20 protein-coding genes and 1 pseudogene are annotated in these 22956 nt (G+C 68.8%); 14 read left to right on the top strand and 7 right to left on the bottom strand.

All coding sequences use genetic code 11. From position 1 onward, the window contains the following. Positions 1 to 23 precede the first annotated feature (23 nt). The 5 genes from EO141_RS18415 to EO141_RS18395 all read left to right on the top strand — a co-directional run bounded on the left by EO141_RS18415 (position 24) and on the right by EO141_RS18395 (position 5517). Positions 24 to 452: a hotdog fold thioesterase gene (locus EO141_RS18415; RefSeq protein ID WP_115675620.1), complete on the top strand. Its 429-nt coding sequence runs from the start codon at positions 24 to 26 to the stop codon at positions 450 to 452. A gap of 21 nt (positions 453 to 473) precedes the next feature. Further along, on the top strand, positions 474 to 1373 hold the full coding sequence (locus EO141_RS18410) for a lysophospholipid acyltransferase family protein (protein ID WP_184353794.1): 900 nt from the start codon (positions 474 to 476) through the stop codon (positions 1371 to 1373). 63 nt (positions 1374 to 1436) lie between these two features. Further along, a complete protein-coding gene (locus tag EO141_RS18405) occupies positions 1437 to 2423 on the top strand; it encodes an alpha/beta fold hydrolase (protein ID WP_119130125.1) in 987 nt (328 codons plus the stop codon). Positions 2424 to 2481: 58 nt separating this feature from the next. Continuing rightward, positions 2482 to 4554 carry a tetratricopeptide repeat protein gene (locus EO141_RS18400; RefSeq protein WP_127169899.1) on the top strand — a complete coding sequence of 691 codons (2073 nt, stop codon included), beginning with the start codon at positions 2482 to 2484 and terminating at the stop codon, positions 4552 to 4554. 351 nt (positions 4555 to 4905) lie between these two features. Beyond that, positions 4906 to 5517, top strand: a complete 612-nt coding sequence (locus EO141_RS18395) for a YbhB/YbcL family Raf kinase inhibitor-like protein (RefSeq protein ID WP_115675622.1) — start codon at positions 4906 to 4908, stop codon at positions 5515 to 5517. A 234-nt stretch (positions 5518 to 5751) separates the two neighbouring features. On the opposite strand, the gene EO141_RS18390 is transcribed toward EO141_RS18395, so the two are convergent. Both EO141_RS18390 and EO141_RS18385 read right to left on the bottom strand, forming a co-directional pair. Further along, positions 5752 to 6564, bottom strand: a complete 813-nt coding sequence (locus EO141_RS18390; protein WP_127169898.1) for an META domain-containing protein — start codon at positions 6562 to 6564, stop codon at positions 5752 to 5754. A gap of 136 nt (positions 6565 to 6700) precedes the next feature. After that, positions 6701 to 7495, bottom strand: a complete 795-nt coding sequence (locus EO141_RS18385) for an undecaprenyl-diphosphate phosphatase (RefSeq protein ID WP_127169897.1) — start codon at positions 7493 to 7495, stop codon at positions 6701 to 6703. 220 nt (positions 7496 to 7715) lie between these two features. Here EO141_RS18385 and glnA point away from each other — a divergent pair, with 220 nt between their 5' ends. From glnA to EO141_RS18345, 7 genes are all read left to right on the top strand, one after another. Continuing rightward, a complete protein-coding gene (gene glnA / locus EO141_RS18380) occupies positions 7716 to 9125 on the top strand; it encodes a type I glutamate--ammonia ligase (protein WP_006449210.1) in 1410 nt (469 codons plus the stop codon). A 275-nt stretch (positions 9126 to 9400) separates the two neighbouring features. Then, positions 9401 to 9739: a P-II family nitrogen regulator gene (locus tag EO141_RS18375; protein ID WP_002808480.1), complete on the top strand. Its 339-nt coding sequence runs from the start codon at positions 9401 to 9403 to the stop codon at positions 9737 to 9739. Between the two features lie 22 nt (positions 9740 to 9761). Further along, complete coding sequence (locus EO141_RS18370; RefSeq protein ID WP_164739298.1) at positions 9762 to 11204, top strand: ammonium transporter; 1443 nt, start codon at positions 9762 to 9764, stop codon at positions 11202 to 11204. Positions 11205 to 11469: 265 nt separating this feature from the next. Then, on the top strand, positions 11470 to 12525 hold the full coding sequence (locus EO141_RS18365; protein ID WP_164739297.1) for an ATP-binding protein: 1056 nt from the start codon (positions 11470 to 11472) through the stop codon (positions 12523 to 12525). Beyond that, on the top strand, positions 12518 to 13948 hold the full coding sequence (gene ntrC / locus EO141_RS18360; RefSeq protein ID WP_104649633.1) for a nitrogen regulation protein NR(I): 1431 nt from the start codon (positions 12518 to 12520) through the stop codon (positions 13946 to 13948). The genes EO141_RS18365 and ntrC overlap by 8 nt, the downstream gene beginning before the upstream one ends. 577 nt (positions 13949 to 14525) lie before the next feature. Then, on the top strand, positions 14526 to 15125 hold the full coding sequence (locus tag EO141_RS18350; protein ID WP_164739296.1) for a superoxide dismutase family protein: 600 nt from the start codon (positions 14526 to 14528) through the stop codon (positions 15123 to 15125). 48 nt (positions 15126 to 15173) lie between these two features. Further along, positions 15174 to 15821 carry a superoxide dismutase family protein gene (locus EO141_RS18345; protein WP_104585440.1) on the top strand — a complete coding sequence of 216 codons (648 nt, stop codon included), beginning with the start codon at positions 15174 to 15176 and terminating at the stop codon, positions 15819 to 15821. Positions 15822 to 16072: 251 nt separating this feature from the next. On the opposite strand, the gene EO141_RS18340 is transcribed toward EO141_RS18345, so the two are convergent. Both EO141_RS18340 and EO141_RS18335 read right to left on the bottom strand, forming a co-directional pair. Continuing rightward, positions 16073 to 16510, bottom strand: a complete 438-nt coding sequence (locus tag EO141_RS18340) for a VOC family protein (protein ID WP_127169895.1) — start codon at positions 16508 to 16510, stop codon at positions 16073 to 16075. Continuing rightward, on the bottom strand, positions 16507 to 17391 hold the full coding sequence (locus tag EO141_RS18335) for a hypothetical protein (RefSeq protein ID WP_164739295.1): 885 nt from the start codon (positions 17389 to 17391) through the stop codon (positions 16507 to 16509). The genes EO141_RS18340 and EO141_RS18335 overlap by 4 nt, the downstream gene beginning before the upstream one ends. Positions 17392 to 17479: 88 nt before the next feature. Here EO141_RS18335 and EO141_RS18330 point away from each other — a divergent pair, with 88 nt between their 5' ends. Together EO141_RS18330 and EO141_RS18325 are read left to right on the top strand one after the other, a co-directional pair. Continuing rightward, positions 17480 to 18775 (top strand): acetyl-CoA C-acetyltransferase, encoded by a 1296-nt coding sequence (locus EO141_RS18330; protein WP_104649631.1) that lies wholly within the window; start codon positions 17480 to 17482, stop codon positions 18773 to 18775. Between the two features lie 122 nt (positions 18776 to 18897). Continuing rightward, positions 18898 to 19440, top strand: coding sequence for a hypothetical protein (locus EO141_RS18325; protein WP_127169894.1), 543 nt, complete (start codon positions 18898 to 18900; stop codon positions 19438 to 19440). 185 nt (positions 19441 to 19625) lie between these two features. Here EO141_RS18325 and EO141_RS18320 read toward each other — a convergent pair whose 3' ends face one another. The 3 genes and pseudogenes from EO141_RS18320 to EO141_RS18310 all read right to left on the bottom strand — a co-directional run. Then, positions 19626 to 20891 (bottom strand): heme biosynthesis HemY N-terminal domain-containing protein, encoded by a 1266-nt coding sequence (locus EO141_RS18320; RefSeq protein WP_119129279.1) that lies wholly within the window; start codon positions 20889 to 20891, stop codon positions 19626 to 19628. Then, positions 20888 to 21868, bottom strand: a complete 981-nt coding sequence (locus EO141_RS18315) for a uroporphyrinogen-III C-methyltransferase (protein ID WP_127169893.1) — start codon at positions 21866 to 21868, stop codon at positions 20888 to 20890. The genes EO141_RS18320 and EO141_RS18315 overlap by 4 nt, the downstream gene beginning before the upstream one ends. Positions 21869 to 21971: 103 nt before the next feature. Continuing rightward, positions 21972 to 22772, bottom strand: a pseudogene (locus EO141_RS18310) (uroporphyrinogen-III synthase); the annotation flags it as partial. Between the last annotated feature and the right edge of the window lie 184 nt (positions 22773 to 22956).

Genomic DNA, 22956 nt, shown 5'->3' with positions numbered 1-22956 from the left:
CCCCAATCCCCAATCCCCAGCCTATGACCTTCCGCGAACCCGTCGACCTGGCCGCCCTCAACGCCTCCAGCCGCGACACCTTGATCGAACATCTGGGCATCGTGTTCACCGATGCCGGCGACGACTGGCTGCGCGCCACCATGCCGGTGGATGCGCGCACCAGGCAGCCGTACGGCCTGCTGCATGGCGGTGCGTCGGTGGTGCTGGCCGAAACCCTGGGCAGCAGCGCCGGCAACCTGTGCGTGGACATGACCACCCGGATGTGCGTCGGGCTGGAGATCAATGCCAACCATCTGCGCGCCGCCACCGATGGCTTGGTCACCGGCACCGCGCGCGCGGTGCATGTGGGGCGCAGCACCCAGGTCTGGGACATCACCATCGACAATCCGGCCGGCAAGCGCGTGTGCGTGTCACGGCTGACCCTGGCCGTGGTGCCACGCAGCAATGGCTGAGCACGCCGTGCAAGTGCATGGGTGGAACAGCGCCACCCGCCGCGGGCACTGCGCGCAGGCCACGCTGCTGTCACAATAGTTGCGCTTCCTTCCCCTGGTACCGGTCCCGTTCCGTCAATGAGCGAGTCATCCCTGGACGCCACGCGCGACGCTGGCGGCGTGCTGCGTTGGTTCCGGTACCTGTATCGGGTGCCGCTGTTGCTGCTGCATCTGAGCATCTGCCTGCCGATCACCATGCTGTGCGTGGTGGCGCCGCCGCTGGCGCGCATCCGCACCGGCCCCGACGACACCCTGGACGAGCTGATGATCCGTTGGTGGCAGGGCAACCTGATGCGCGTGTTCGGCTTCCGCCTGCGTCGCTTCGGCACCCCGCTGCCGGGCGCGACCCTGTTCGTGGCCAATCACGTCAGCTGGGTCGACATCTCGATGCTGCACAGCCAGCGCGTGATGGGCTTCGTGGCCAAGCGCGAGATCGCCGGTTGGCCGCTGGTGGGCTGGCTGGCGACCAAGGGCCAGACCATCTTCCACCAGCGCGGCAATACCGAATCGCTGGGCGGCGTGCTGCAGGAAATGCTGCAGCGCCTGCGCGGCGGCAAGCCGGTGGGCGTGTTCCCCGAAGGCCGCACCCGTGGCGGTACCGAGGTCGGCCCGTTCCATGCGCGCATCTTCCAGGCCGCGGTCGAGGCCGGCGTACCGGTGCAGCCGGTGGCCCTGCGTTACGGCGAACGCGGCAATGCGCAGGCGGTGGTGGCGTTCGGCGAGCGCGAGAGTTTCTTCGCCAATATCGTGCGCCTGCTCGGCGAGCCGTCGCGGCTGGCCGAGGTGCATTTTCTCGAGCCGATCGGTGCGCTGGATATCGACGGACGTCGCCGCCTGGCCGATACCTCGCGGCAACGCATCATCGCGGCGATGGAGTCCTGAGCCGACGATGCAAGCGCGCATCCTCCCTGCGGCCGGCACCCCCTCGTCCGGCCCGATGAGCGCATGAACGCCTCCGACTATCTGCCGCCGCGCTGGCTGCGCAATCCGCACGTGCAGTCGGTGCTGGGCAGCAGTGCCTTGCGCCGGCTCCGCAGCCGCCAGCTCTTGGCCGCCAGCGGTGCGGTCACCAGCGAACACATCCTCGACGGCGGCGATGGCGTGCGCCTGCAGGGCTGGATGAGCATCCCGCCCGGCGATGCCCCGGTGCGCGGCACGGTGCTGCTGCTGCATGGCTGGGAAGGCAGCGCCGATTCCAACTACATGCGCCTGACCGCCGCGCGCCTGCTTGGCCTGGGCTATCAGGTGTTCCGGCTGAATTTCCGCGACCACGGTGGCACGCACCACCTCAACGTGGACCTGTTCCACTCCGACCGCATCGAGGAAGTGGTCAATGCCGCGGGCGATCTGTGGCGGCGGTTTCCCGCGCCGCAGCTGCTGGCGGCGGGCTATTCGCTGGGCGGCAATTTCGCGTTGCGGCTTGCGCTGCGTGCACCGGCGGCCGGCCTGCCGCTGGCGCGCGTGGCGGCGGTATGCCCGCTGCTGGACCCGGCAGCGACGATGCTGCAGCTGGAAAAAGGCCCGCAGTTCTACGACTGGTATTTCCGCCGCAAGTGGCGCGAGTCGCTGCTGCGCAAGCGCAAGCTGTTCCCCGACCAGCATGGCTACGACGATGCCACCCTGGCGCTGGACATGCGCGGGCTGATGGCCTGGCTGGCCGAACAGCACACCGGGCACGGCTCGCTGGAAGCGTATTTCGACAGTTATTCGATCGCCGGCGAGCGCCTGGCCGGCCTGCAGGTGCCGGTGGACATCCTGATGGCCGAGGACGATCCGGTCATTCCGTTCGAGGATTTCGCCGCCTGGCAGCTGCCGGCGCACGCACAGCTGGAAATCGCACGCTGGGGCGGCCACTGCGGCTTTCTGGAAAACGCCCGCGGCGACGGATTCGCCGAGCGCTGGGTGGCCGAGCGGCTGGCCGCGCAGGTGTAAGTCGGCGCCACCCCGCGCATCGTTACAATAGGCGTTTGTCCTGGACACGCCCACCGCCATGCAAGACGCCATTCTTCAAGCCCTGCGCCGCAATGCGGCCGACGATGCGGTGGCGCTGGCCCGCGAGTGGGTCCTCGGCGCGCCCGAGAGCGCCGCCGCGCATCGCTGGCTCGGCCTGGCCCTGCAGCAGCAGGGGCAACCGGCGCTGGCGCTGGCCAGCATCGAAACCGCGCTGACGCTGACGCCGGAAGATGCCGACCTGCATCTGCTGCGCGCCGGGCTGCTGCTGGCCACGCGCGCGCTGTCTGCGGCGGACGACGCGTTGTCGCGTACCACCGCGCTCGACCCCAACCAGTTCAATGCCTACGTGATGCAGGCGCATCTGGCGGTGGCGCGCGGCGATCTGGACGAGGCGCAGCGGCTGAGCCGCACCGCCGCGCGGCTGGCGCCCGAGCACCCGCAGTTGCTGGCCGTCGATGGCGTGGTGGAGCTGCGCCGCGGCCAGGGCGATCGCGCACTGTCGCTGCTGACCCGCGCCGCCGAGCAACTGCCGGATGACCCGCGGGTGATGTTCGCGCTGGGCTTTGCGTATCTGCAGAAGGAACACTTCGCATTTGCCGAGCGCGCCTTCGAGCGCGTGGTCGAGCTCAACCCGCCGGGCACCGCGCTGCGCGCCTTCATCGCCCAGCTGGCCCAGCGCCAGGGCCGCCTGGACGATGCGCTGGCCGCGATGCAGGGCGTGTTCGCCCAGCCCGGCGGCGACATCCCGGCCATGCGCCGGCTCGCCGGCGAGATGGAACTGCAGGCTGGCCGCCCCGACCAGGCCGCCGCGCACCTGCGCCTGGCGCTGGCCCATTGGCCGGCCGACCGGCGCACCTTGCACGCCTTGCTGACCGCCTGGGAGCGGCTGGGCGCGGTGGACGATGCACGCGACACCCTGGACGCGGCGCTGGCCACCTCGGCCACGGCGCACGACCTGTGGCTGGCACGGCTCGCGGTGGAGCCGGTCGGCGGGCCGCAGGCGCAGGCGGTGATCGAGCGCTGGCTGCTGGCCATGCCCGAGCATCTGCCTGCGCTGGAAGCGCTGATGCGCGTGCACGACATGCAGGGCCATGCCGAACAGGCCGAAATGGTGGCCCGCCAGATCGTGGCGGTGGAGCCGGGCCGCATCAGCGGCGAGCAGCGCATCGTCGAAGCCCTGCTGGAGCGGGACCCGCCGGCGGCGATCGCCTGCGTGCAGTCGCTGATCGACTCGCTGCCCGCGCCCCAGCAGACCGTGCTGCGGCCGTGGCTGGGCAATGTGCAGGACCGCGCCGGCCAGCCCGACGCCGCCGTGGCCACCTGGATGCAGTTCCAGCGCGAGCAGGCCCAGCACCGCCTGCCGTTGCCGCCGCAGGCCGCCAGGCAGCCGATGCAGTGGCCGGACATCGGGACCATCCCCGAGACCGTGACGGCACGGCCGCTGTTCGTCTTTGGCACGCCCGGCTCGCATGTCGAACGCCTGATCGCGGTGATGGGCGCGGCCACCCCGCTGGTGCGCGACGACCGGTATGGCACCACGCCGCCGTCCGATGCGCTGCAGAGCTACCGCACGGTCGAGCAGCTGGCCTCCGGCGAGCTGGCGCCGATGGCATTGGTGGAAGGCTGGAAGGCGCAGCTGCCGCGGCGCGGCATCGACGACGGCAACGTCATCGACTGGCTGCTGTGGTGGGACAACACCCTGCTGACCGCGCTGCGCCCGCATCTGCCCGAAGGCCGGCTGGCGATCGCGCTGCGCGACCCGCGCGACATGCTGCTGGACTGGCTGTCGGCCGGCGCGCCGGCACCGCTGGCCGTGCAATCGCCGCAGCAGGCCGCCGACTGGTTGCTGGCGGCGCTGGAACAGCTCGCCGTGCTGCACGAGCGCGACCTGTATCCGCACCGGATCATCCGCCTGGACGGCATCGAGAGCGACCCGCAAGGCATCTCCACCGCGCTGGAGCAGGCGTTCGGCCTGCGCTTCCCGCTGGTCGAACCGCGCGGCCCGGCGCGCCTGGCTGCGGGGCGCTGGCGCAACTACCGCAACGTGCTTGGCGCGCAATTCGATCTGCTGACGCTGATCGCGGTGCGCTTCGGCTACCCGCAGGACTGAGCGCCGCCCGCGGCAGCTCGCAACACCCGTAGGAGCGGCCCCGGCCGCGACGGGGCGTTACAGGGAATGCCTCCGCACCGATGAGGCGTTCCCGGCAAAGCCCCGTCGCGGCCAGGTCCGCTCCTACGGGGCTGGGTACCGACTGGATATCGCGCTTCCTGTCGGGGCGCGGGGAGGGTGCGCCAAGCAGCACGCGTACGCCGCAGCCGGCGCCGGCGGCAGTGTTCGGCGGCGTGATGCACCGGCAGCGATAAACCCGGCCGCGCGCACCAGAGGGTTCCATGGCGATGGCTTCCTCTGCGACGCGGACCCAGGCACCCTGGTCGGCCTCATTCCCGCGGAGACTCCTGCATGCGCCTGACCAGCAACAGCATCGAAAACGGCAAGCCGATCGCGGTGGAATTTGCCGCCGGAACGCCCGAGGGCTTTGCGCCCAACCGCAACCCGCACTTGGCCTGGAGCGAAGTGCCGGCCGGCACGCGCTCGTTTGCGCTGCTGTGCCTGGACCCGGATGTGCCGACCGTGCCGGAAACCGTGGGCCGCGACGACGTGCAGATCCCGGTCGATCAGCCACGCACCGATTTTGTGCATTGGGCGATGGCCGATATCCCCGCCGACGTGCATGCGATCGCCGCGGGCAGCTGCAGCGACGGCTTCGTGCCCAAGGGCAAGCAGCAGCCGGCCGGCCCGGCCGGGGCGCGCCAGGGCTTGAATTCGTATACCCAGTGGTTTGCCGGCAATGCCGACATGGCCGGCAATTACCTGGGCTACGACGGCCCGTACCCGCCGTTCAACGACCTGCGGGTGCACCGCTATTTCTTCCGTGTGTTCGCGCTGGACGTAGCGCAGCTCAGCCTGCCTGAGACCTTCACCGCCGCCGATGTGCTCTCGGCGATCCAGGGCCACGTGCTGGCCGAGGCAGCCCTGCACGGCACCTACACGCTGAATCCGGCGCTGCGCTAAGTGCAGATCACCACCACTGCACGGCCACCAGGCCGCGCGGTGGTGGTGACAGGGAAGCTGCAAGCGCCGCAACCGTGATGTCAGGGCGATCAGCACGTGCGTCACCCGGGCGCCTCAAGCAGAGCAGGCTGCCGCTTCCGAAGCGCCATTGCATAACGGTCACGCAACACGTCGCCGCTTCCCCCTTCCCGCTTCCCGCTTCCAATTCCCAATTCCCAATTCCCAATTCCCAAACTACCCACTCGCCTCGATCATCTGCTCCAGCACGTACACCGGCGCAGCGTCCGTGCCCGCGGGGGCCGGGTAGCGGGTGACGCGCAGCAGGGTACGGATGCCCGCCTCGTGCTCGAAGCCTTCGATGCTGCCATCGAAGGTCTGCCAGGCGCGGGTCGCGGGCTGTCCATCGGCGCCTTGTTCGCGCAGTTGCAGGCAGTGGCGCGCCGGATCGGACCGACAGGGCACGGTGTCGGCGGCCACTTCGATCAGCAGCGTCTGGCCGGGGCCGCCATGGCGGGTGTCGGCGGTGGCGACACCGCCGAACACCAGCCGGGTGCCGTCGCTGCGGATCAGGGTCAGTTGCGGCGTGGTCTGCGCGGTGTTCAGCGCCATCGCGAAGCGACCGGACAGCAGCTCGCTGGCGGCGCGTTCCTGGGCCATCCGCCGCGGTTGCGCACACAGGCGTTTGCTCGACACCACCCGGCCGATCTGCAGGTGCGCCTGCGCCAGGCTGTAATCGGCGCCCAATGCGTTGCAGGTCTGGCTGACCTGGATGCGTTGATCGCGAAAATCCAGCTGCAAGGGCGCGGTGCCGGCGACGAACAGGCTGCGCAAGGCGGTGCCGTGCGCGTCGCTGGCCTGCTGCAGCTGCCAGTGTTGTGCCTGCAGGGCAGCCTGCAGCGGGGCGTTGGCGTCAGCCGCTGCGGCCAACGCGGCCGACTCGGCGGCAGCAGTGTCGGCACCGGACCCGGGCAGCTCCGGCGCTGCGCCCGACCCGCAGGCCGTCACGCCCGCTGCCAGCAGTGCAGGGGCAAACAACACGGCACGCATGCGGCGGCTCCCGGTGATCGATGCGTCAGTGATACCGCCACCGCGCGGCCAGGGCAATGACGCAAGTCACTGCCCGGCCATCTGCCCTGCAGCTCGCGTCCGGTTCAACCGGCACGACACGCAGCCGCTAGCGGTCTCAGGCCAGCGCCGGCAGCCACAACAGCAGGGCGGCGCCCAGCGCGATGCGGTAGACCGCAAACACCGTGAAGCGGTGCTTCTTGATATAGCCCAGCAGCCACTTCACCACCACAAAGCCGGTGATGGTCGCCGCCACGAAGGCCACCGCCACATCGGCCCAGTTCTCGCTGCCGAAGCCGCCTTCCCTGTACATCTCCAGCAGGGCGTAAGCGCTGGCCGCGAACATGGTCGGGATGCCCACCATGAACACGAAATCCGCCGCCGCCGAGCGCTTGCTCAGGCCCAGCAACATCGCCAGGAAGATCGCCGAGGCCGAGCGCGAGGTGCCGGGGAACACGCCGGCCACCACCTGCGCCAGCCCCACCGCGATGGCCACCTTCCAGGTGACCACATCGCGCTCGGGCAGCTTGCTGGCGAAGTGCTCGGCCACCAGCATCCACAGCCCGCCGATCAGCAGCGCCCAGGCCACCGGATGCACGGTTTCCGGCAGCTGCCAGCCGGCCTTGCGCACGATCAGGCCCACCACCGCAGTCACCATGAAGGCCACGCCGACCTTGAGCACGTAGTCGCGATTGGCGCGCTCGCCCAGGCCGGTGGCCAGGGTCCACAGCTTCTGCCGCAGTGCCAGGCAGATCGCCAGGATCGCGCCGGCCTGGATGACGATGTTGAAGAAGTCAGAACGGCGTCCGAGCCATTGTTCGGCGATCAGCAGGTGGCCGGTGCTGGAGATCGGCAGGAATTCGGTGAGGCCTTCGAGAATGCCCAACAGCAGGGCGGAAATCAGATCGGACATCGGACTGGAGAGGGGATGGGGGAGGCGTCAGGATAGTGCATTGCGGCATGCACCATATCGGTGCAACATGCGACTGGTTAGCACCTTAAGGGTGCTATCGCTGCGTCAGCGGCCTCAAGCGAAGCAAGCAAAATCAACGACTTGTGAAGGTCCGGCGCTTGGCATGGTCCCTGCTGTAGCTCCGCCCACGAGCCACTTAACTCTGCAGAGGTTTCTTCCGATGTCCGTGGAAAATGTTGAAAAGCTGATCAAGGACAACAAGGTCGAGTTTGTCGACCTGCGCTTCGTCGATATGCGTGGTGTACAGCAGCACATCACCTTTCCGGCCAACATCATCGAGCCGGCGCTGTTCGAAGAAGGCAAGATGTTCGACGGCAGCTCGATCGCGGGTTGGAAGGGCATCAACGAGTCGGACATGGTCCTGCTCCCGGACGCCGGCACTGCGTATCTGGATCCGTTCTTCGCCGATCCGACCATCGTGCTGACCTGCGACATCCTCGATCCGGCCACCATGCAGAGCTATGAGCGCGACCCGCGCGGCATCGCCAAGCGCGCCGAGGCCTACCTGAAGTCCTCGGGCACCGCCGACCAGGCGTTCTTCGGCCCGGAGCCGGAATTCTTCATCTTCGATTCGGTGCGCTTTGCCAACGACATGGGCCACACCTTCTTCCAGGTCGGCTCGGAAGAGGCGGCCTGGAACACCGGCGCCAAGTACGACGGCGGCAACAGCGGCTACCGTCCGGGCGTGAAGGGTGGCTACTTCCCGGTTCCGCCGACCGACACGCTGCACGACCTGCGCGCGGAAATGATCAAGACGCTGGAACAGGTCGGCATCGAGACCGAGGTGCACCACCACGAAGTGGCCACCGCCGGCCAGTGCGAGATCGGCACCAAGTTCAGCTCGCTGGTGCAGAAGGCCGACGAATTGCTGACGATGAAGTACATCATCAAGAACGTCGCCTACCGCAACGGCAAGACCGCGACCTTCATGCCCAAGCCCATCGTGGGCGACAACGGCTCGGGCATGCACGTGCACCAGTCGCTGACCAAGGGCGGCGTCAACCTGTTCTCCGGCGACGGCTACGGCGGCCTGTCGCAGATGGCGCTGTGGTACATCGGCGGCATCTTCAAGCACGCGCGTGCGATCAACGCCTTCTCCAACTCCGGCACCAACAGCTACAAGCGTCTGGTCCCGGGTTATGAGGCACCGGTGATGCTGGCCTATTCGGCCCGCAACCGCTCGGCCTCGTGCCGCATTCCGTGGGTCACCAACCCGAAGGCGCGCCGTATCGAAATGCGCTTCCCTGATCCGTTGCAGTCCGGCTACCTGACCTTCACCGCGCTGATGATGGCCGGCCTGGACGGCATCAAGAACCAGATCGACCCGGGCGCCCCGAGCGACAAGGACCTGTACGACCTGCCGCCGGAAGAAGAGAAGCTGATCCCGCAGGTCTGCTCCAGCCTGGACCAGGCACTGGAAGCGCTGGACAAGGACCGCGAGTTCCTCAAGGCCGGCGGCGTGATGAGCGACGACTTCATCGACGGCTACATCGCGCTGAAGATGCAGGAAGTCACCAAGTTCCGTGCTGCGACCCACCCGTTGGAGTACCAGCTGTACTACGGCAACTGAGTTCCACCGCGGTGATGGCGGAGGCCCCCCCTCCCACCTCCGCCATCGCCGCACACGTTCGATCGGTCCACGGCATCGGCCGTGGATCGTAGGGGATTGAGAGAGCACACAGTTCGCGACGCGCGGGCCTGACCTCTCCCACGAGGCGGATGCATCGGCATCGGCCGAGGTCTGCGTAATCGCGAACGCGCGGATGCCGGGGTTGGCATCCAGGTGAATGACACCGCCGGGCGGCGCAATGCCGGCCGGTCTTTTCCACCATTCGGGGTATGCGCATGAAATTGATCACCGCCATCATCCGGCCGTTCAAGCTCGACGAGGTCCGCGAGGCCCTGTCCGCAGCAGGCGTGTCGGGCATCACCGTGACCGAGGTCAAGGGGTTCGGACGCCAGAAGGGCCACACCGAGCTATACCGCGGCGCCGAGTACGTCGTCGACTTCCTGCCCAAGATCAAGATCGAGACGGTGGTGACCGACGACCGGCTGGACGCAGTGGTCGAGGCGATCCAGAACGCCGCCGGCACCGGCAAGATCGGCGACGGCAAGATCTTCGTGACCGCGATCGAGCAAGTCGTGCGCATCCGCACCGGCGAGATCGGCGCCGATGCGCTCTGAATCCCCCACCCCCGGAGTTCTTATGAAGACAGCTCTCTTTGCCGGGTGGAAGGCCCGGTTCTACAGTGTCTGCATGCTGATGCTGTTCAGCGCGCTGGTGGTGGGCGGCATGGGCAGTGCGCACGCGCAGTCCACGCCGCAGGTCACCCCGCTGCCGACCGAGCCGGTCACCACCGAACCGCTGCCGTCGGCGCAGCCGCCCGCCGCACCGGTGGCCGCCGCCGAGGCCGCGCCGGTGGTGGAGAAGGGCGATGTCGCCTGGATGCTGACCTCCACGCTGCTGGTGCTGCTGATGGTGGTGCCGGGCCTGGCGTTGTTCTACGGCGGCATGGTGCGCGCCAAGAACGTGTTGTCGGTGCTGATCCAGGTCGCGGTGGTGTTCTCGCTGCTGACCATCCTGTGGGTGGTGTACGGCTACAGCCTGGCGTTCTCCGGCGAAGGCCCGTGGATCGGCAACCTGGACAAGGCGCTGCTCAAGGGCGTGACCATCGAAACGCTGGCGGCCACCTTCACCAAGGGTGTCAGCCTGCCGGAATACGTGTTCGTGGCGTTCCAGGCGACCTTCGCCGGCATCACCGGTGCGCTGATCGTCGGCGCCTTTGCCGAGCGCGCCAAGTTCGCCGCGGTGCTGCTGTTCTCGGTGATCTGGTTCACCTTCGGCTACCTGCCGCTGGCGCACATGGTCTGGGCCACCGGCGGCTACCTGTTCGGCCTGGGCGCGCTGGATTTTGCCGGCGGCACCGTGGTGCATATCAACGCCGGTATCGCCGGCCTGGTCGGCGCCTACTTCGTCGGCAAGCGTGCCGGCCTGGGGCGTGAGGCGATCAAGCCGCACAACGTGACCCTGACCTTCGTCGGTGCCTCGCTGCTGTGGGTGGGCTGGTTCGGCTTCAACGCCGGCTCCAACCTGGAAGCCAACGCCGGTGCGGCGCTGGCCTTCCTCAACACCTTGCTGGCCACCGCCGCTGCCATCCTGGGCTGGTCGCTGACCGAGAAGATCATCAAGGGCAAGTCGTCCGCCCTGGGCGTGGCCTCGGGCATGGTCGCCGGTCTGGTCGGCATCACCCCGGCCTGCGGCACGGTGGGTCCGTTCGGCGCGATCGTCATCGGCCTGGCTGCCGGCGTGCTGTGCGTGTGGGGCGTCACCGGCCTCAAGCGCCTGCTGGGCGCCGACGACAGCCTGGACGTGTTCGGCGTGCACGGCCTGGGCGGCATCATCGGCGCGATCCTGACCGGCGTGTTCTCGGCCGCTTCGCTGGGCGGCCAGAAGGGCGGCGATTACGACATGCTGCATCAGGTCGGCATCCAGGCGCTGGGCGTGGGTATCACCCTGGTCTGGATCGGCGTGGTCTCGGTGGTGGGCTTCCTGGTCGCCAAGCTGGTGTTCGGCCTGCGCGTCACCGAAGAAGCCGAGCGCGAGGGCCTGGATATCACCTCGCACGGCGAAGCGGCATACGAGTCCTGAGCATGCACACCCGCGGCCACGCTGCCGCGGGTGGCGCAACGACCCGGCCGGGAGAGCCGTGCCGGGTCCGTTTTTCCCCGTTGCCGCGCTGGCGGCGGACCAACTGCCGAGGTGCCTGCATGACCAGCCCCACGCCTGTGACGGTCGGCGCGGATGCCCGCTGGATCGGTGCAACCTGCCGCCGTCCGGCCCGAATTCCTTCAACGCATGCTGCGTGTTGCGCGACACACGCGCAGGCCGGGCGTGCTTGCACTAAATTGGTGCAATGCTGATGCCATCGCTCCTGCCGTCGCTGGACAGCCTGGGCACACCGGTGGCCTGGGCCGACCGCGAGGGCCGCGTGCTGGGCGTCAATCCGGCTTTCGCGCGCTGGCTCGGGGTCAGTGCCCGGCGCCTGGTCGATCAACCGCTGGCCGCGCTGGAGGTGCAGGGCGATGCGCTGGCCCGCTTCCTGCTCAACGACGAGCGCGACGTGTTGCGCCTGCACCGGCTGGCATTGGGCCTGCCCAATGACGCACCGCGTTTTGCCGAAGGCTGGCTGTCGCGGCTGGACGATGGCGGCTGGCTGCTGGAAACCCACCCGGTCGACGAGTTTCCCGCGCTGGATCCCACCCATGCGCTGCCCAATGCCTTGAGCGCCGCGCTCAAGGGCCTGGCGCACGAACTGCGCAATCCGCTGGCCGGGCTCAAGGGCGCGGCGCAGTTGCTGGCGCGGCGCTCGGCCGGCCGCGACGAGGACGAGCGCGAGCTGATCGAGTTGATCGGCACCGAGATCGAACGCCTCAACACCCTGCTCGAACGCCTGCTCTCGCCCACGCCGGCGCGCCCGCACGACCGCCTCAATATCCATGTCGTGCTCGAACGCGTGCTGCGCCTGGCCGAAGCCGAGGGCGGCTGGTCGGTGCAGGTGCAGCGCGACTACGACCCCAGCATTCCCGACATCCTCGGCGACGGCGACCGCCTGACCCAGGCGGTGTGGAATCTGGTACGCAACGCGTTCCAGGCCGGCGCCACCCGCGTGACCCTGCGCACCCGCGTCGAGCACGGCCAGCGCATCCGCGACCGCGTGCATGCGATGTCGCTGCGGCTGGAAATCATCGACGACGGCGGCGGCGTGCCGGAAGAACTGGCCGAGCACCTGTTCCTGCCGCTGGTCAGCGGGCGCGCCGAAGGCAGCGGCCTGGGCCTGGCGCTGGCCCAGCAGGTCTCGCGCGAACACCACGGCACGCTGACCTACCGCTCGCGGCCGGGGCATACCGTTTTCACCCTGCTGTTGCCCGAGCTGGCCGGCGACCACGACAAGGAACATCTGCATGGCTGAGGCCGCCGCCGCATCCCACCACATCTGGGTGGTCGACGACGACCGTTCGGTCCGCTTCGTGCTGTCCACCGCCTTGCGCGATGCCGGCTACGCCGTCGATGGCTTCGAGAGTGCCGCCGCCGCATTGCAGGCGCTGGCCATGCGGCCGACCCCGGATCTGTTGTTCACCGACGTGCGCATGCCCGGCGAGGATGGCCTGAGCCTGCTCGACAAGCTCAAGTCCAGGCACCCGCAGCTGCCGGTCATCGTGATGTCGGCCTACACCGACGTCGCCAGCACCGCCGGCGCCTTCCGCGGCGGCGCGCACGAGTTCCTGTCCAAGCCCTTCGATCTGGACGATGCGGTGGCACTGGCCGCACGCGCGCTGCCGGATGCCGACGCCGGTGTCGAGGAGATCATCGGGACCCCATTGGCGGAAGGCTCGGCGGCGCTGATCGGTGACACCCCGGCGATGCAGGCGCTGTTCCGCGCGATCGGCCGGCTGGCGCAGGCACCGCTGTCGGTGCTGATCAACGGCGAAACCGGCACCGGCAAGGAACTGGTCGCGCGCGCGCTGCACAACGAGTCGCCGCGCGCGCGCAAACCCTTCGTCGCGCTCAACACCGCCGCCATTCCGGCGGAGCTGCTGGAAAGCGAGTTGTTCGGCCACGAAACCGGCGCCTTCACCGGCGCCACCAAACGCCACATCGGCCGCTTCGAACAGGCCGACGGCGGCACGCTGTTCCTGGACGAAATCGGCGACATGCCGCTGCCGCTGCAGACCCGCTTGCTGCGCGTACTGGCCGAGAACGAATTCTTCCGTGTCGGCGGGCGCGAGTTGATTCGCGTCGATGTGCGCGTGATTGCCGCCACCCACCAGGACCTGGAGGCGCTGGTCGAACAAGGCCGCTTCCGGGCCGACCTGTTGCATCGCCTGGACGTGGTGCGCCTGCAATTGCCACCGCTGCGCGAGCGCCGCGGCGACATCGCGCAACTGGCCGAGAACTTCCTGGCCATGGCCGGGCGCAAGCTCGACATGCTGCCCAAGCGACTGTCCTCGGCCGCACTGGAACAACTGCGCCACTACGACTGGCCCGGCAACGTGCGCGAACTGGAAAACGTGTGCTGGCGCCTGGCCGCGTTGTCCACTGCCGACATCATCGACGTGGTCGACGTGGAATCGGCGCTGGCACGCGGCGGCCGCCGCCAGCGTGCCGGCCGCGGCGACGGGCAATGGGACGAGATGCTCTCCAGCTGGGCGGCGCAACGCCTGAGCGAAGGCGCCCAGGGCCTGCATGCCGAAGCGCGCGAACGCCTGGACAAGACCCTGCTCGAAGCGGCCCTGCAACTGACCCAGGGCCGCCGCGCCGAAGCGGCCGCACGCCTGGGTCTGGGCCGCAACACCGTCACCCGCAAGCTCGGCCCGGGGCGCAAGCGCCGCTGATTGGCCGGCAGGCGGAGTTGAGTCCCTCTCCCGCCTGCGGGAGCAGGGTTGGGGTGAGGGCGCCTGCGAAAAGCCGTACTGCGCGCGCAGGTGGTCGAGCCAAGCAGCGAACCAGGCGGGATTGACGCGCATCACGGCGGCAAGCGGGGATGAACTCGCCGTTTTTCGCTCGCACGTGCCACCGCCTCGATTATCTGGCGGCGCACGACGCCCCCATCCGCCCTTCGGGCACCTTCCCCCGCACGCGGGAGAAGGCAAGGCACGCGAGCAAGGTCAAACACGCGGGAAAGGCAAGGCACGCGAGCAAGGTAAAACACGCGGGAAAAGGCAAGGCAGGTGACAAAAGGCAAGGCAGGCAGGCAGGCGGGTAAGGCAGGCAAGGCAGGCAAGGCAGGCATGAATCCTCGCAATCGAGCCCCTCTCCCGCCTGCGGGAGAGGGGTTGGGGTGAGGGTGCTTTTTGCACATGTCCGGCTCGCGACACCAACCCCGTAAACTCCTGGGCTGCCCCAGGCGCTTTTCATGACACGTGAACATGCGCCCGCATAGGTTTCCAGCCTGATCAGGAGAACAGCTCGATGCGTTACCGGTCGCCCACGATCGTTGCCCTCACCGCGCTGGCGCTTGCCGCCTGCAGCAGCACGCCACCGCCGCCACCGCCTCCACCCCCGGCGGCGCGCGTGGTGCCGGTCCGTCCGGTCCAGCAGGCCGAAGCGGCGCTGGCATCGGCGTCGGGCAGCCTGGTCAGCGGTCGGGTGGTGCTGGTGCCGGCGTTGCAGGGCATCCGCATCACCGGCACGGTCGGTGGCCTGCGCCCCGGCGGCGTGGCCGGTTTCCACGTGCACGAACGCGGCGATTGCAGCGCCGCCGACGCCAGCAGTGCCGGTGCGCACTTCAATCCCGCCGGTGCGCCGCACGGACGTGCCGGCAGTACTCCCCACCACGCCGGCGACATGGACAACCTGCGTGCCGATGCCGAAGGTGTCGCGCATCTGGACATGATCGTTGCCGGCATCACCCTGGGCGATGCCGCGCCCACCGACGTGGTCGGCAAGTCGCTGGTCGTGCACGCCGATGCCGACGACTATCGCAGCCAACCCAGCGGCAATGCCGGCGCACGTCTGGCCTGCGGCGTCATCCGCGTCACCCAGTGGCGCACACCCCCTTCGCAGCCCTGAGTCGGGGCACCCCTGGCTGCAGCTGCGGCCTTTCTACAGGAGTTACTCATGCGCATTCTTCCAACCACCTTGTTCCTGGCCACCGCGCTGGTGCTGACCGCGTGCAAGCGCGATGAGCCCGCCCCGGCCGATCCTGCACCCGCGCCGCAGGCCGGCGCACCGGCCGAAGCGGCGCATGGCGGCGAGCACGCCGCGTCCATGGTCACCGAAGCGGCGGCCACCACCACCGCAACCGCCGAACTCAAGCCGACCAAGGGCAGCGAGGTCAAAGGGACGGTGAGCTTCAAGATCGTCGACGGCGCGCTGCGTGTCACCGGCCAGCTCAGTGGCCTCAAGCCCGACAGCGAGCATGGCTTCCATATCCACGAGAAGGGCGATTGCAGCGCACCGGACGGCAGCAGTGCCGGTGGCCACTTCAATCCGGCCCAATCCGATCACGGCGCCGTCAGTGCCGACCCGCACCACGGCGGCGACATGCCCAACATCAAGGCCGATGCGCAGGGCAATGCCAGCATCGATGGCCCGGTGTCGAGCAACGTCAACCTCGGCAAGGCCGACCAGTTCGACATCGCCGGCCACGCGGTGATCGTGCATGCCGATGCCGACGACTACAAGACCCAGCCCACCGGCAACGCCGGCGGTCGCCTGGCCTGCGGCGTGATCACCACCGACAACGCGCCAGCGGCAACCAAGTAAGCAGGACACGCCAGCAGCCCGGCAAAACGCCGCGGTGATCGATCGCCGCGGCGTTGCTGTTTTTGTGCCGCACTGGGAGCGATCCGCTCATGTGTGTGTGTGTGCGGGCGCATGGCGCCTTCGGCATGCCGCGCATCGCGCGTTGCATGGGGCCTGTCAGTACGCATCGAGATGTCGCTACGGACCGATCCGGGCGCGCTGTGCAGGCAGCTGACGTTGATCGCCGGCACCAGATCGGCGGCATCACCGGCTCAGTAATTCGGCCACAGCCCCGGCGTTGCCAGTTCCAGCAGATGCCCATCCGGGTCGCGGAAATAGAGGCTCTGCCCGCCGCCCGGCCACTGCGTGCGGCCTTCGATGGGCACGTTGCAGGCCTGCAGGTGTGCTTCCCATGCGGCGAGTGCATCGGTAGCGATGGCCAGTGCGTAATGCGTGCGCCCGCTGCCATCATGCGGCGGAATCGTGCCGCCCGGCAGCGTCACTGTCGCGGCGGTACTGCCTTGCAGGAACAGCAACAGCACCTGCCCGGGCGCGATTGCGTATGCGGCCATGCGTGCGTCGCAATACATCGCGTCCACTCCCAGCACGCGGGCGTAGAACGCACAGGCGCGCTGCAGATCCGCCACATACACGCCGGTTTCCAGGACGCCCTGCAACGCAGGCGCCGTGGAAGCGGGCGTCCGGCTCACGCGGCCAGCGCCTGGCGCGGATCCTGGCCCGGTTCCACATGCACGTACAGCACCGGCAGCCCGTGGGCTTCCAGCACTGCGGCCATCTGCCGCTGACGCGACAGATACTGCTCATACACCCCGCGCAGGCGCTCGCAATGCTCGCGGTCGTGCTGGTAGTAATCGCACCAGCCGGCCGGGTCGAACAGCGCGATGCGCACTTCGCCGTCGACATAGCGCAGCACCGGCTCGGGCGGCTGCTCCAGCCATTCTTCGGTGTGCGGGGCCAGCAGGGCGGCTTCGATCAGCGGCCATAGCGGCGCCAGGCCCTGGTTGTCGTACTGCATCGACATCATCGCCGCCAGGTCGTGCGCGGTGAGATAACGCGCATGCTCGATGCGTGCGCCGAAGCTTTCCTGCGCCAGCAGCGCGGTATCGGCCTGCGCCATGCCCTGGGCCAGCAGCACCTCTTCCATCGCATCGGCCACCGTCGCCACGGTCTGCGGATCGCCGGACAGCAGGAACGGCAGCACGCGCAGGCCGCCGCCGATCAGCTGCGGGTCGGCCTGGAAGGGCAAGGGGATCTCGCCCTGGGCATCGGCACCAAACGCCAGCACGCGCGGGCCCTGGTCGCGCCCGGGCGCACGTGCATGCAGCTCGTCCAGCCGGCGATGCAGCGGCCAGCCGGGCCGCAGCACTTCGGCCGGGTCGAAATGCGCCATTGCCACGCTGAGCTCGAGCTCGCGGATTTCGGGGATCCATTGCGCCAGGTCGCGGCCGATGCGTTCGGCCAGCATGCCGGCCTGGTCCGGCGCCAGGGCGCCGCGCTCGGGGGCGGTGCCGCCCGTCAATTCCAGCGCCATCACACCCATGGCGGTCACGCCGTGTTCGGTCTTGCTCATGATTCGCGGTTGGCCCATCACGGGGTCGAAGCTACACTGCGGCCATTATGCCTGCCGGCCCTGTGCAGGCCATGTCCCCGAGTCCTCCATGCCAGGTCAACCGATGCCCGCAGCCCGTCCCGTCGCCATCCTGGGCGGCGTTCGTATCCCGTTCTGTCGTCAGAACACCGCTTATGCGGACGTGGGCAACCTGGGCATGTCGGTGCGCACGCTGGGCGCGCTGGTCGAGCGCTTCGGGCTGCATGGGCAGCAATTGGGCGAAGTGGCGATGGGGGCGGTGATCAAGCACTCCTCGGACTGGAACCTGGCCCGCGAGGCGGCGCTGTCGTCCGGGCTGTCGCCGCTGACGCCGGGCATCACCCTGCAGCGCGCCTGCGGCACCAGCCTGGATTCGGTGATCACCATCGCCAACAAGATCGCGCTGGGCCAGATCGATTCGGGCATCGGCGGCGGCTCGGACACCACCTCGGAAGTGCCGATCGTCTACGGCAAGAAGCTGCGCGCGCGGCTGATGGCCGCCAACCGCGCCAAGGCCACCGGCGACAAGCTCAAGGCGCTGCTGCGTGGCTTCAAGTTCGGCGAGCTCAAGCCCGAATTCCCCGGCGTGGCCGAGCCGCGCACCGGCAAGAGCATGGGCGACCATTGCGAGGACATGGCCAAGGAATGGAACATCTCGCGCGATTCGCAGGACGAATGGGCGGTGTCCTCGCATCACAAGCTGGCCGCCGCCTATGAGCGCGGCTTCTTCGACACGCTGATCGCGCCGTTCCGCGGCGTCTCGCGCGACAACATCCTGCGCGCCGACACCTCGCTGGAAAAGCTGGCCACGCTGCGCCCGGCCTTCGACAAGACCTCCGGCCGCGGCACGCTGACCGCGGCCAACTCCACCCCGCTCACCGACGGTGCGGCCGCAGTGCTGTTGTCCAGCGAAGCCTGGGCGCTGGCGCACGGCCACACCCCGATGGCCTATCTGCGCGATGCGCAGGTGTCGGCGGTGGATTTCGTGCATGGCGAAGGCCTGTTGATGGCGCCCACCATTGCGGTACCGCAGATGCTGGCGCGCCAGGGCCTGACCCTGCAGGACTTCGACATCTACGAAATCCACGAGGCCTTCGCCGCGCAGGTGCTGTGCACGCTGCGCGCCTGGGAAAGCGAGGATTACTGCCGTAATCGCCTGGGGCTGGAAGCGCCACTTGGGCGTATCGACCCGGACAAGATCAACCCGCTGGGCTCGTCGCTGGCCACCGGCCACCCGTTTGCCGCCACCGGCGCGCGTGTGGTGGCCACTGCCGCCAAGCAACTGGAAGAGCGCGGCGGCGGGCGGGCGTTGATCTCGATCTGCACCGCCGGCGGTATGGGCGTGGTGGCCATCGTCGAGCGCTGACGCTGCTTGGCATCGTGGGATTGGGGATTCGGGAGTGGGGATTCGCAAAGCATGAAGCGGACTCCTGATTTTACGAATCCCCACTCCCCAATCCCCAACCTCCAACCTGCAAGGACGCATGGATGTCGAACGTTGATGCACGCGAACCACCCACGCTCTACCTGCCTCCGGCGCACGGTGCCGTGTGGCGCGAGGGCGATGTGCTGGTGTGCACGCCGGGCGCCGACCTGCCGCCACGTTGCGTCAGGTGCAATGCGTCGGCCGACACTTCGCCGCGCCGCTACATCTTCCACTGGCATCATCCGGCGATCTATCTGGCGCTGCTGATGGGCGTACTGCCGTATCTGATCCTGGCCCTGGTGCTGCGCAAGCGCAGCGCGCATGTGGTGACCTTGTGCCTGCAGCATGAGCGGCGCCGGGTACGCTATGCCGTCATCGCCAGAGCGTCGGTGTTGCCATTGCTGGCAGGTGGTCTGGCGCTGGATGGCGCGATCGGCTGGCTGGCCGGCGCGGGCGTGATGGCGGTCATGCTGTTGATCGGCAGACTGGGGTCGCGTGTCTTGTCGCCGCACTCGGTCGACGACGCGCAGTCGCGTTTCCTGGGCGCCTGCGATGCGTTCTTGCGCGAGTTGCCGGCGCCACCCCGGCGCGCACGCGATTGGTAATTTGTGGCGGTGCGCCTGCACACGCCTTCAGAGCGGTTGTGCGTCGCGCTCCTGCAGATCTCCCGGCAGGCCGGTAAACCTGCGTGGCGGTTCTCGCGTGCAGACGCGGACAAAGCAAAAGCCCCGGACAGGCCGGGGCTTTGCTTTGTCCGCGCAGCGTTGCCGCAGCGATCAGACCCCAGCGATCAAGGCAGGCGATCGTCCGGTGCGAGCGGGTCGGCCGGCGGCGTTGGGTATGCCGATACGATCGGCCCGCGCAGCGACTGCTGCGGCAGGCCCTCGTGCACCGGCTCGCCGCGTGCGGCGCGCAGGGCATTGGCGTAGCAATGCTGCGCGGACAGCAGGTCGCCCGCGGCGGCAAAGCCGTGGCCGAGTTCTTCCCAGGCCTCGCTGCCCGCGCCATTGGCCACTGCGCGATGCAGGAACTCTTCAGCCTGCGACCACTGCTGCTGGTGGCGTGCCAGACGCGCCAGAGTCAGCAACAGGCCAGGGCTGTCCGGGTACTGGGTCAGCCAACGCTGTGCACTGGCGCGGCGTGAATCGTATTTTTCCAATGGCAGCACGCCGTACAGACGCACCAGCGATTCGTCCCACTGCGCGTCCAGCGCCTGTTCCAGGCTATGCACCGCCGCATCGTCCCAGTGCAGCACCGCCGCGCGCTGTGCGTAGGCGCCCACCACTGCGGGATAGGTGCGCAGCGGCTTGGGCAGCGCTTCCCAGCGTTCGGCCAGCGCATTGGCATCGCCGGCCTGCAACAGCGTCTGCTCGGCCAGCGTGGCTTCCAGTGCGCTGTAGGCCTCCGGTGCCAGCACCGCCTGCTGACGCAATGCGCCGAGCTGACCGTAGGCCTCGTCGGCACGGCCGATCTGTGCCAGGGCGTGCGTGCGCAGCAGCAGGCCGCGCGCCGGCAGTGGCTGCGCGCTGGCATGATCGAGCGCGTTGATCGCCTCGACCGGGCGTTGCCGCGCCAGATGCCGCTCGCCCTGCAGCAGCGCGTGCGCGGTGGGGTCGCGCTCGGCCAATTGCTGGGCCAGTGCATTGGCCGCCACCTCATCGCCGCGGGCATCGGCAACGCGCACTGCACTGGCCAGGGCGATGCCGCTGACGTCGGCATCCTCGCTGGCGTTGACGAGCAGGCGCTCGGCACGCTGCCACTGGCCATGATCGGCTGCGCGCAGGCCTTCGATCAGGCGGGCGCGGCCTTTCTTGCGGCGATACTTGCCCCAGACCCGGAACGGCAGGCTGACCAGCGTCCACACCAGCCACAGCACCAGCAGCGCAATGACCAGGATCAGCAACGCCTGCGGCATGGCGGCGCGATAGTCGTTGCCGCCGACGCTCACCACCACATTGCCCAGATCGTAACTGGTCTGATGCGAGAGCCATTGCGCACCGAGCACGCCCAGCGCCACGGCAACCAACAGGATCAAGACGGTACGCAACACTTTCATTGGGTGGATCTCCCTTCACGCATGGCCTGCAGTTGCAGCAGGGTGGTGCCCAGTTCCGGCAGGTGCGGACGCAGTGGCGCTTGTTGCAGTGCGCGCAGGCGCGTACGCACCTGGCGACGTTGTGGCGAATCCGGCCACAGCCGGGTGGTCCAGGTATCCACGCGCCGCAGCGATTGCGCAAAACCGGCGGCATCGCCGCGCTCGGCCGCGGCGCGGGCCAGGCTGACTTCGATCTGCAGGGCGTCGCGCGCGGCGTGGCGGTCGGCGCCGGTGGTCAGCAGCGCATCGTCACGGCTGGGACGGATGTCCACCAGCGGCGAGAGTGCTTTCTGCCACCACGGTCGCGCGGCCTCGCTGTCGGTGGCGGTCTGCTCGGGCAGGCGCTGCAGCTCACCGGCCAACTGATCCAGGGTGTGACCAGCCTGCGCCTGCGGGCCGGCACCCAGGCGATCCAGGGCGTCGCGTTCCTGCACCAGCGCCTGGCGCAGATTGAGATAGCCGGAATCGTCGACGCCATTGAGTGCGGCATTGGCCAGCGCATAGGCGCGGCGCGCGCCATCGGCATCGCCGGCGATGCTCAGCCGCTGCTGGCCGAGCCGCAGCAGCAGCTCCACCTCATCCAGCCGCAGCGCCTGTGCACCATGGCGGTTGGGATCGGCGAGCTTTTGCACGGTTTCCTCGAGCAGGGCGCTGCGCTGGCTCAGGCCAAGCATCTCGTCGCGCAGCACGCGGTTGGTGGCTGCCGCATCCGCCAGGCGTTCGTTGGCCAGGCGTTGGTCACGGCGCAGCATCTCCAGCATCTGCTGTGCGCCATCCCAGCGCTGTTGCTGCGCCTGGGCGGCCTGCAGCTGCGTGCCTTGGTAGTCCCGCCACGCGCGCCAACCGAACAACAGCGCCACGCCCACGGTGGCCAGCGCGAGGACGAGCAGCAGCCATGCCAGGGGAAAGCGTCGCGTGGAAGCGGGCAGTTCGGTCATTCGTCCATCCTCGCGCGGTCACGACGGGTGCAGGTGCCGCCATCATCTGCCACAGCATGGCGTGCAGCGGCAGACACCCGCAAGCCGTGCTGGCGTTCGAAGTTCAGCAAGGTCGCGATGGTGTCACGATCGCGGCGGCAGCCGCGGCCAATTGCTCGGGCAAGGGCCCTGCGGCGCGCACCACCTGATGGAAGCCGGCGGCGTGTGCGCATTCCCGCATGCGTTCGCTGGACGCCACCACCGGGCGTTGCCGCAGCGCGTCGATCAGCGATGCGGGCAATTGCTGCAGCACCAACGTCAGCGCCTCGGCACTGCTCAGCGCCAAGACACATCCCGGCAGCGCATCGGCCAGCGCCTGCACTGACGAGGCGCGCAGGCGCAGCGCCACGCGTTGATAGACATCGGCGCGCAGGATGCGGGCGCCACGCTGCTCCAGGGCCGGCGCCAGCATGCCGCGCCCCCCGGGGGCGGTGATCAGCCCGACGGCCTGCAGCGGTTGCCGGAACAACGGCAACGCGAGCAGGCCCTCGCTGTCCATGCGCGTCGGACGTATCACCGTGTCGATGCCGCAGGCCTGCAGCGCGCGCGCGGTGCCATCGCCCACGCTGACCCAGTGCGCCTGCGCCGGCCGTTGCAGCGGCGCCAGGCGATGCGCCGCATGCACCGCGGCCGGGCTGGTGAACACCGCGATCGGCGCGTGCAAGGCTTGCCGCAATGCGGCCAGTGCCTGTGGGGTGTGGTTGGTCTGCAGCCGCCACGGCGACAGTGCCAGCAACCGTCCGCCGTGCCGCGCGGCGGCACGCCGCAGTGGGGCGTGCGCACCGCTGGGCCGCAGCGAGATCAAGGTCCAGGCGTCGGCAGCGGGGGCGGGAGATGTCATCCAGTGATTATGCGAGAGCGGTGAGGTATCGGGGCAGCTGTCGCGCGTTGCGGTGGCGCCGACGACGCGTTGATCCTGGCGCGTTGTCCGGCCTTGCGTGCCTGCCCGCCGCGATGCCTGCGTTTCTGCGGCCAGAACCTCGTCCCCGTGTCTGTGCCACTGATCGCTTCCGCCCACGCTCCGCCACGACGATCGAGCTGGAGTGGCG

Source organism: Xanthomonas sp. BRIP62415 (assembly GCF_003993515.1).
Classification (GTDB): domain Bacteria; phylum Pseudomonadota; class Gammaproteobacteria; order Xanthomonadales; family Xanthomonadaceae; genus Xanthomonas; species Xanthomonas euroxanthea.
The sequence above is the reverse complement of the archived record's forward strand: the minus strand, read 5'-3'. Positions and strand labels throughout refer to the sequence as shown.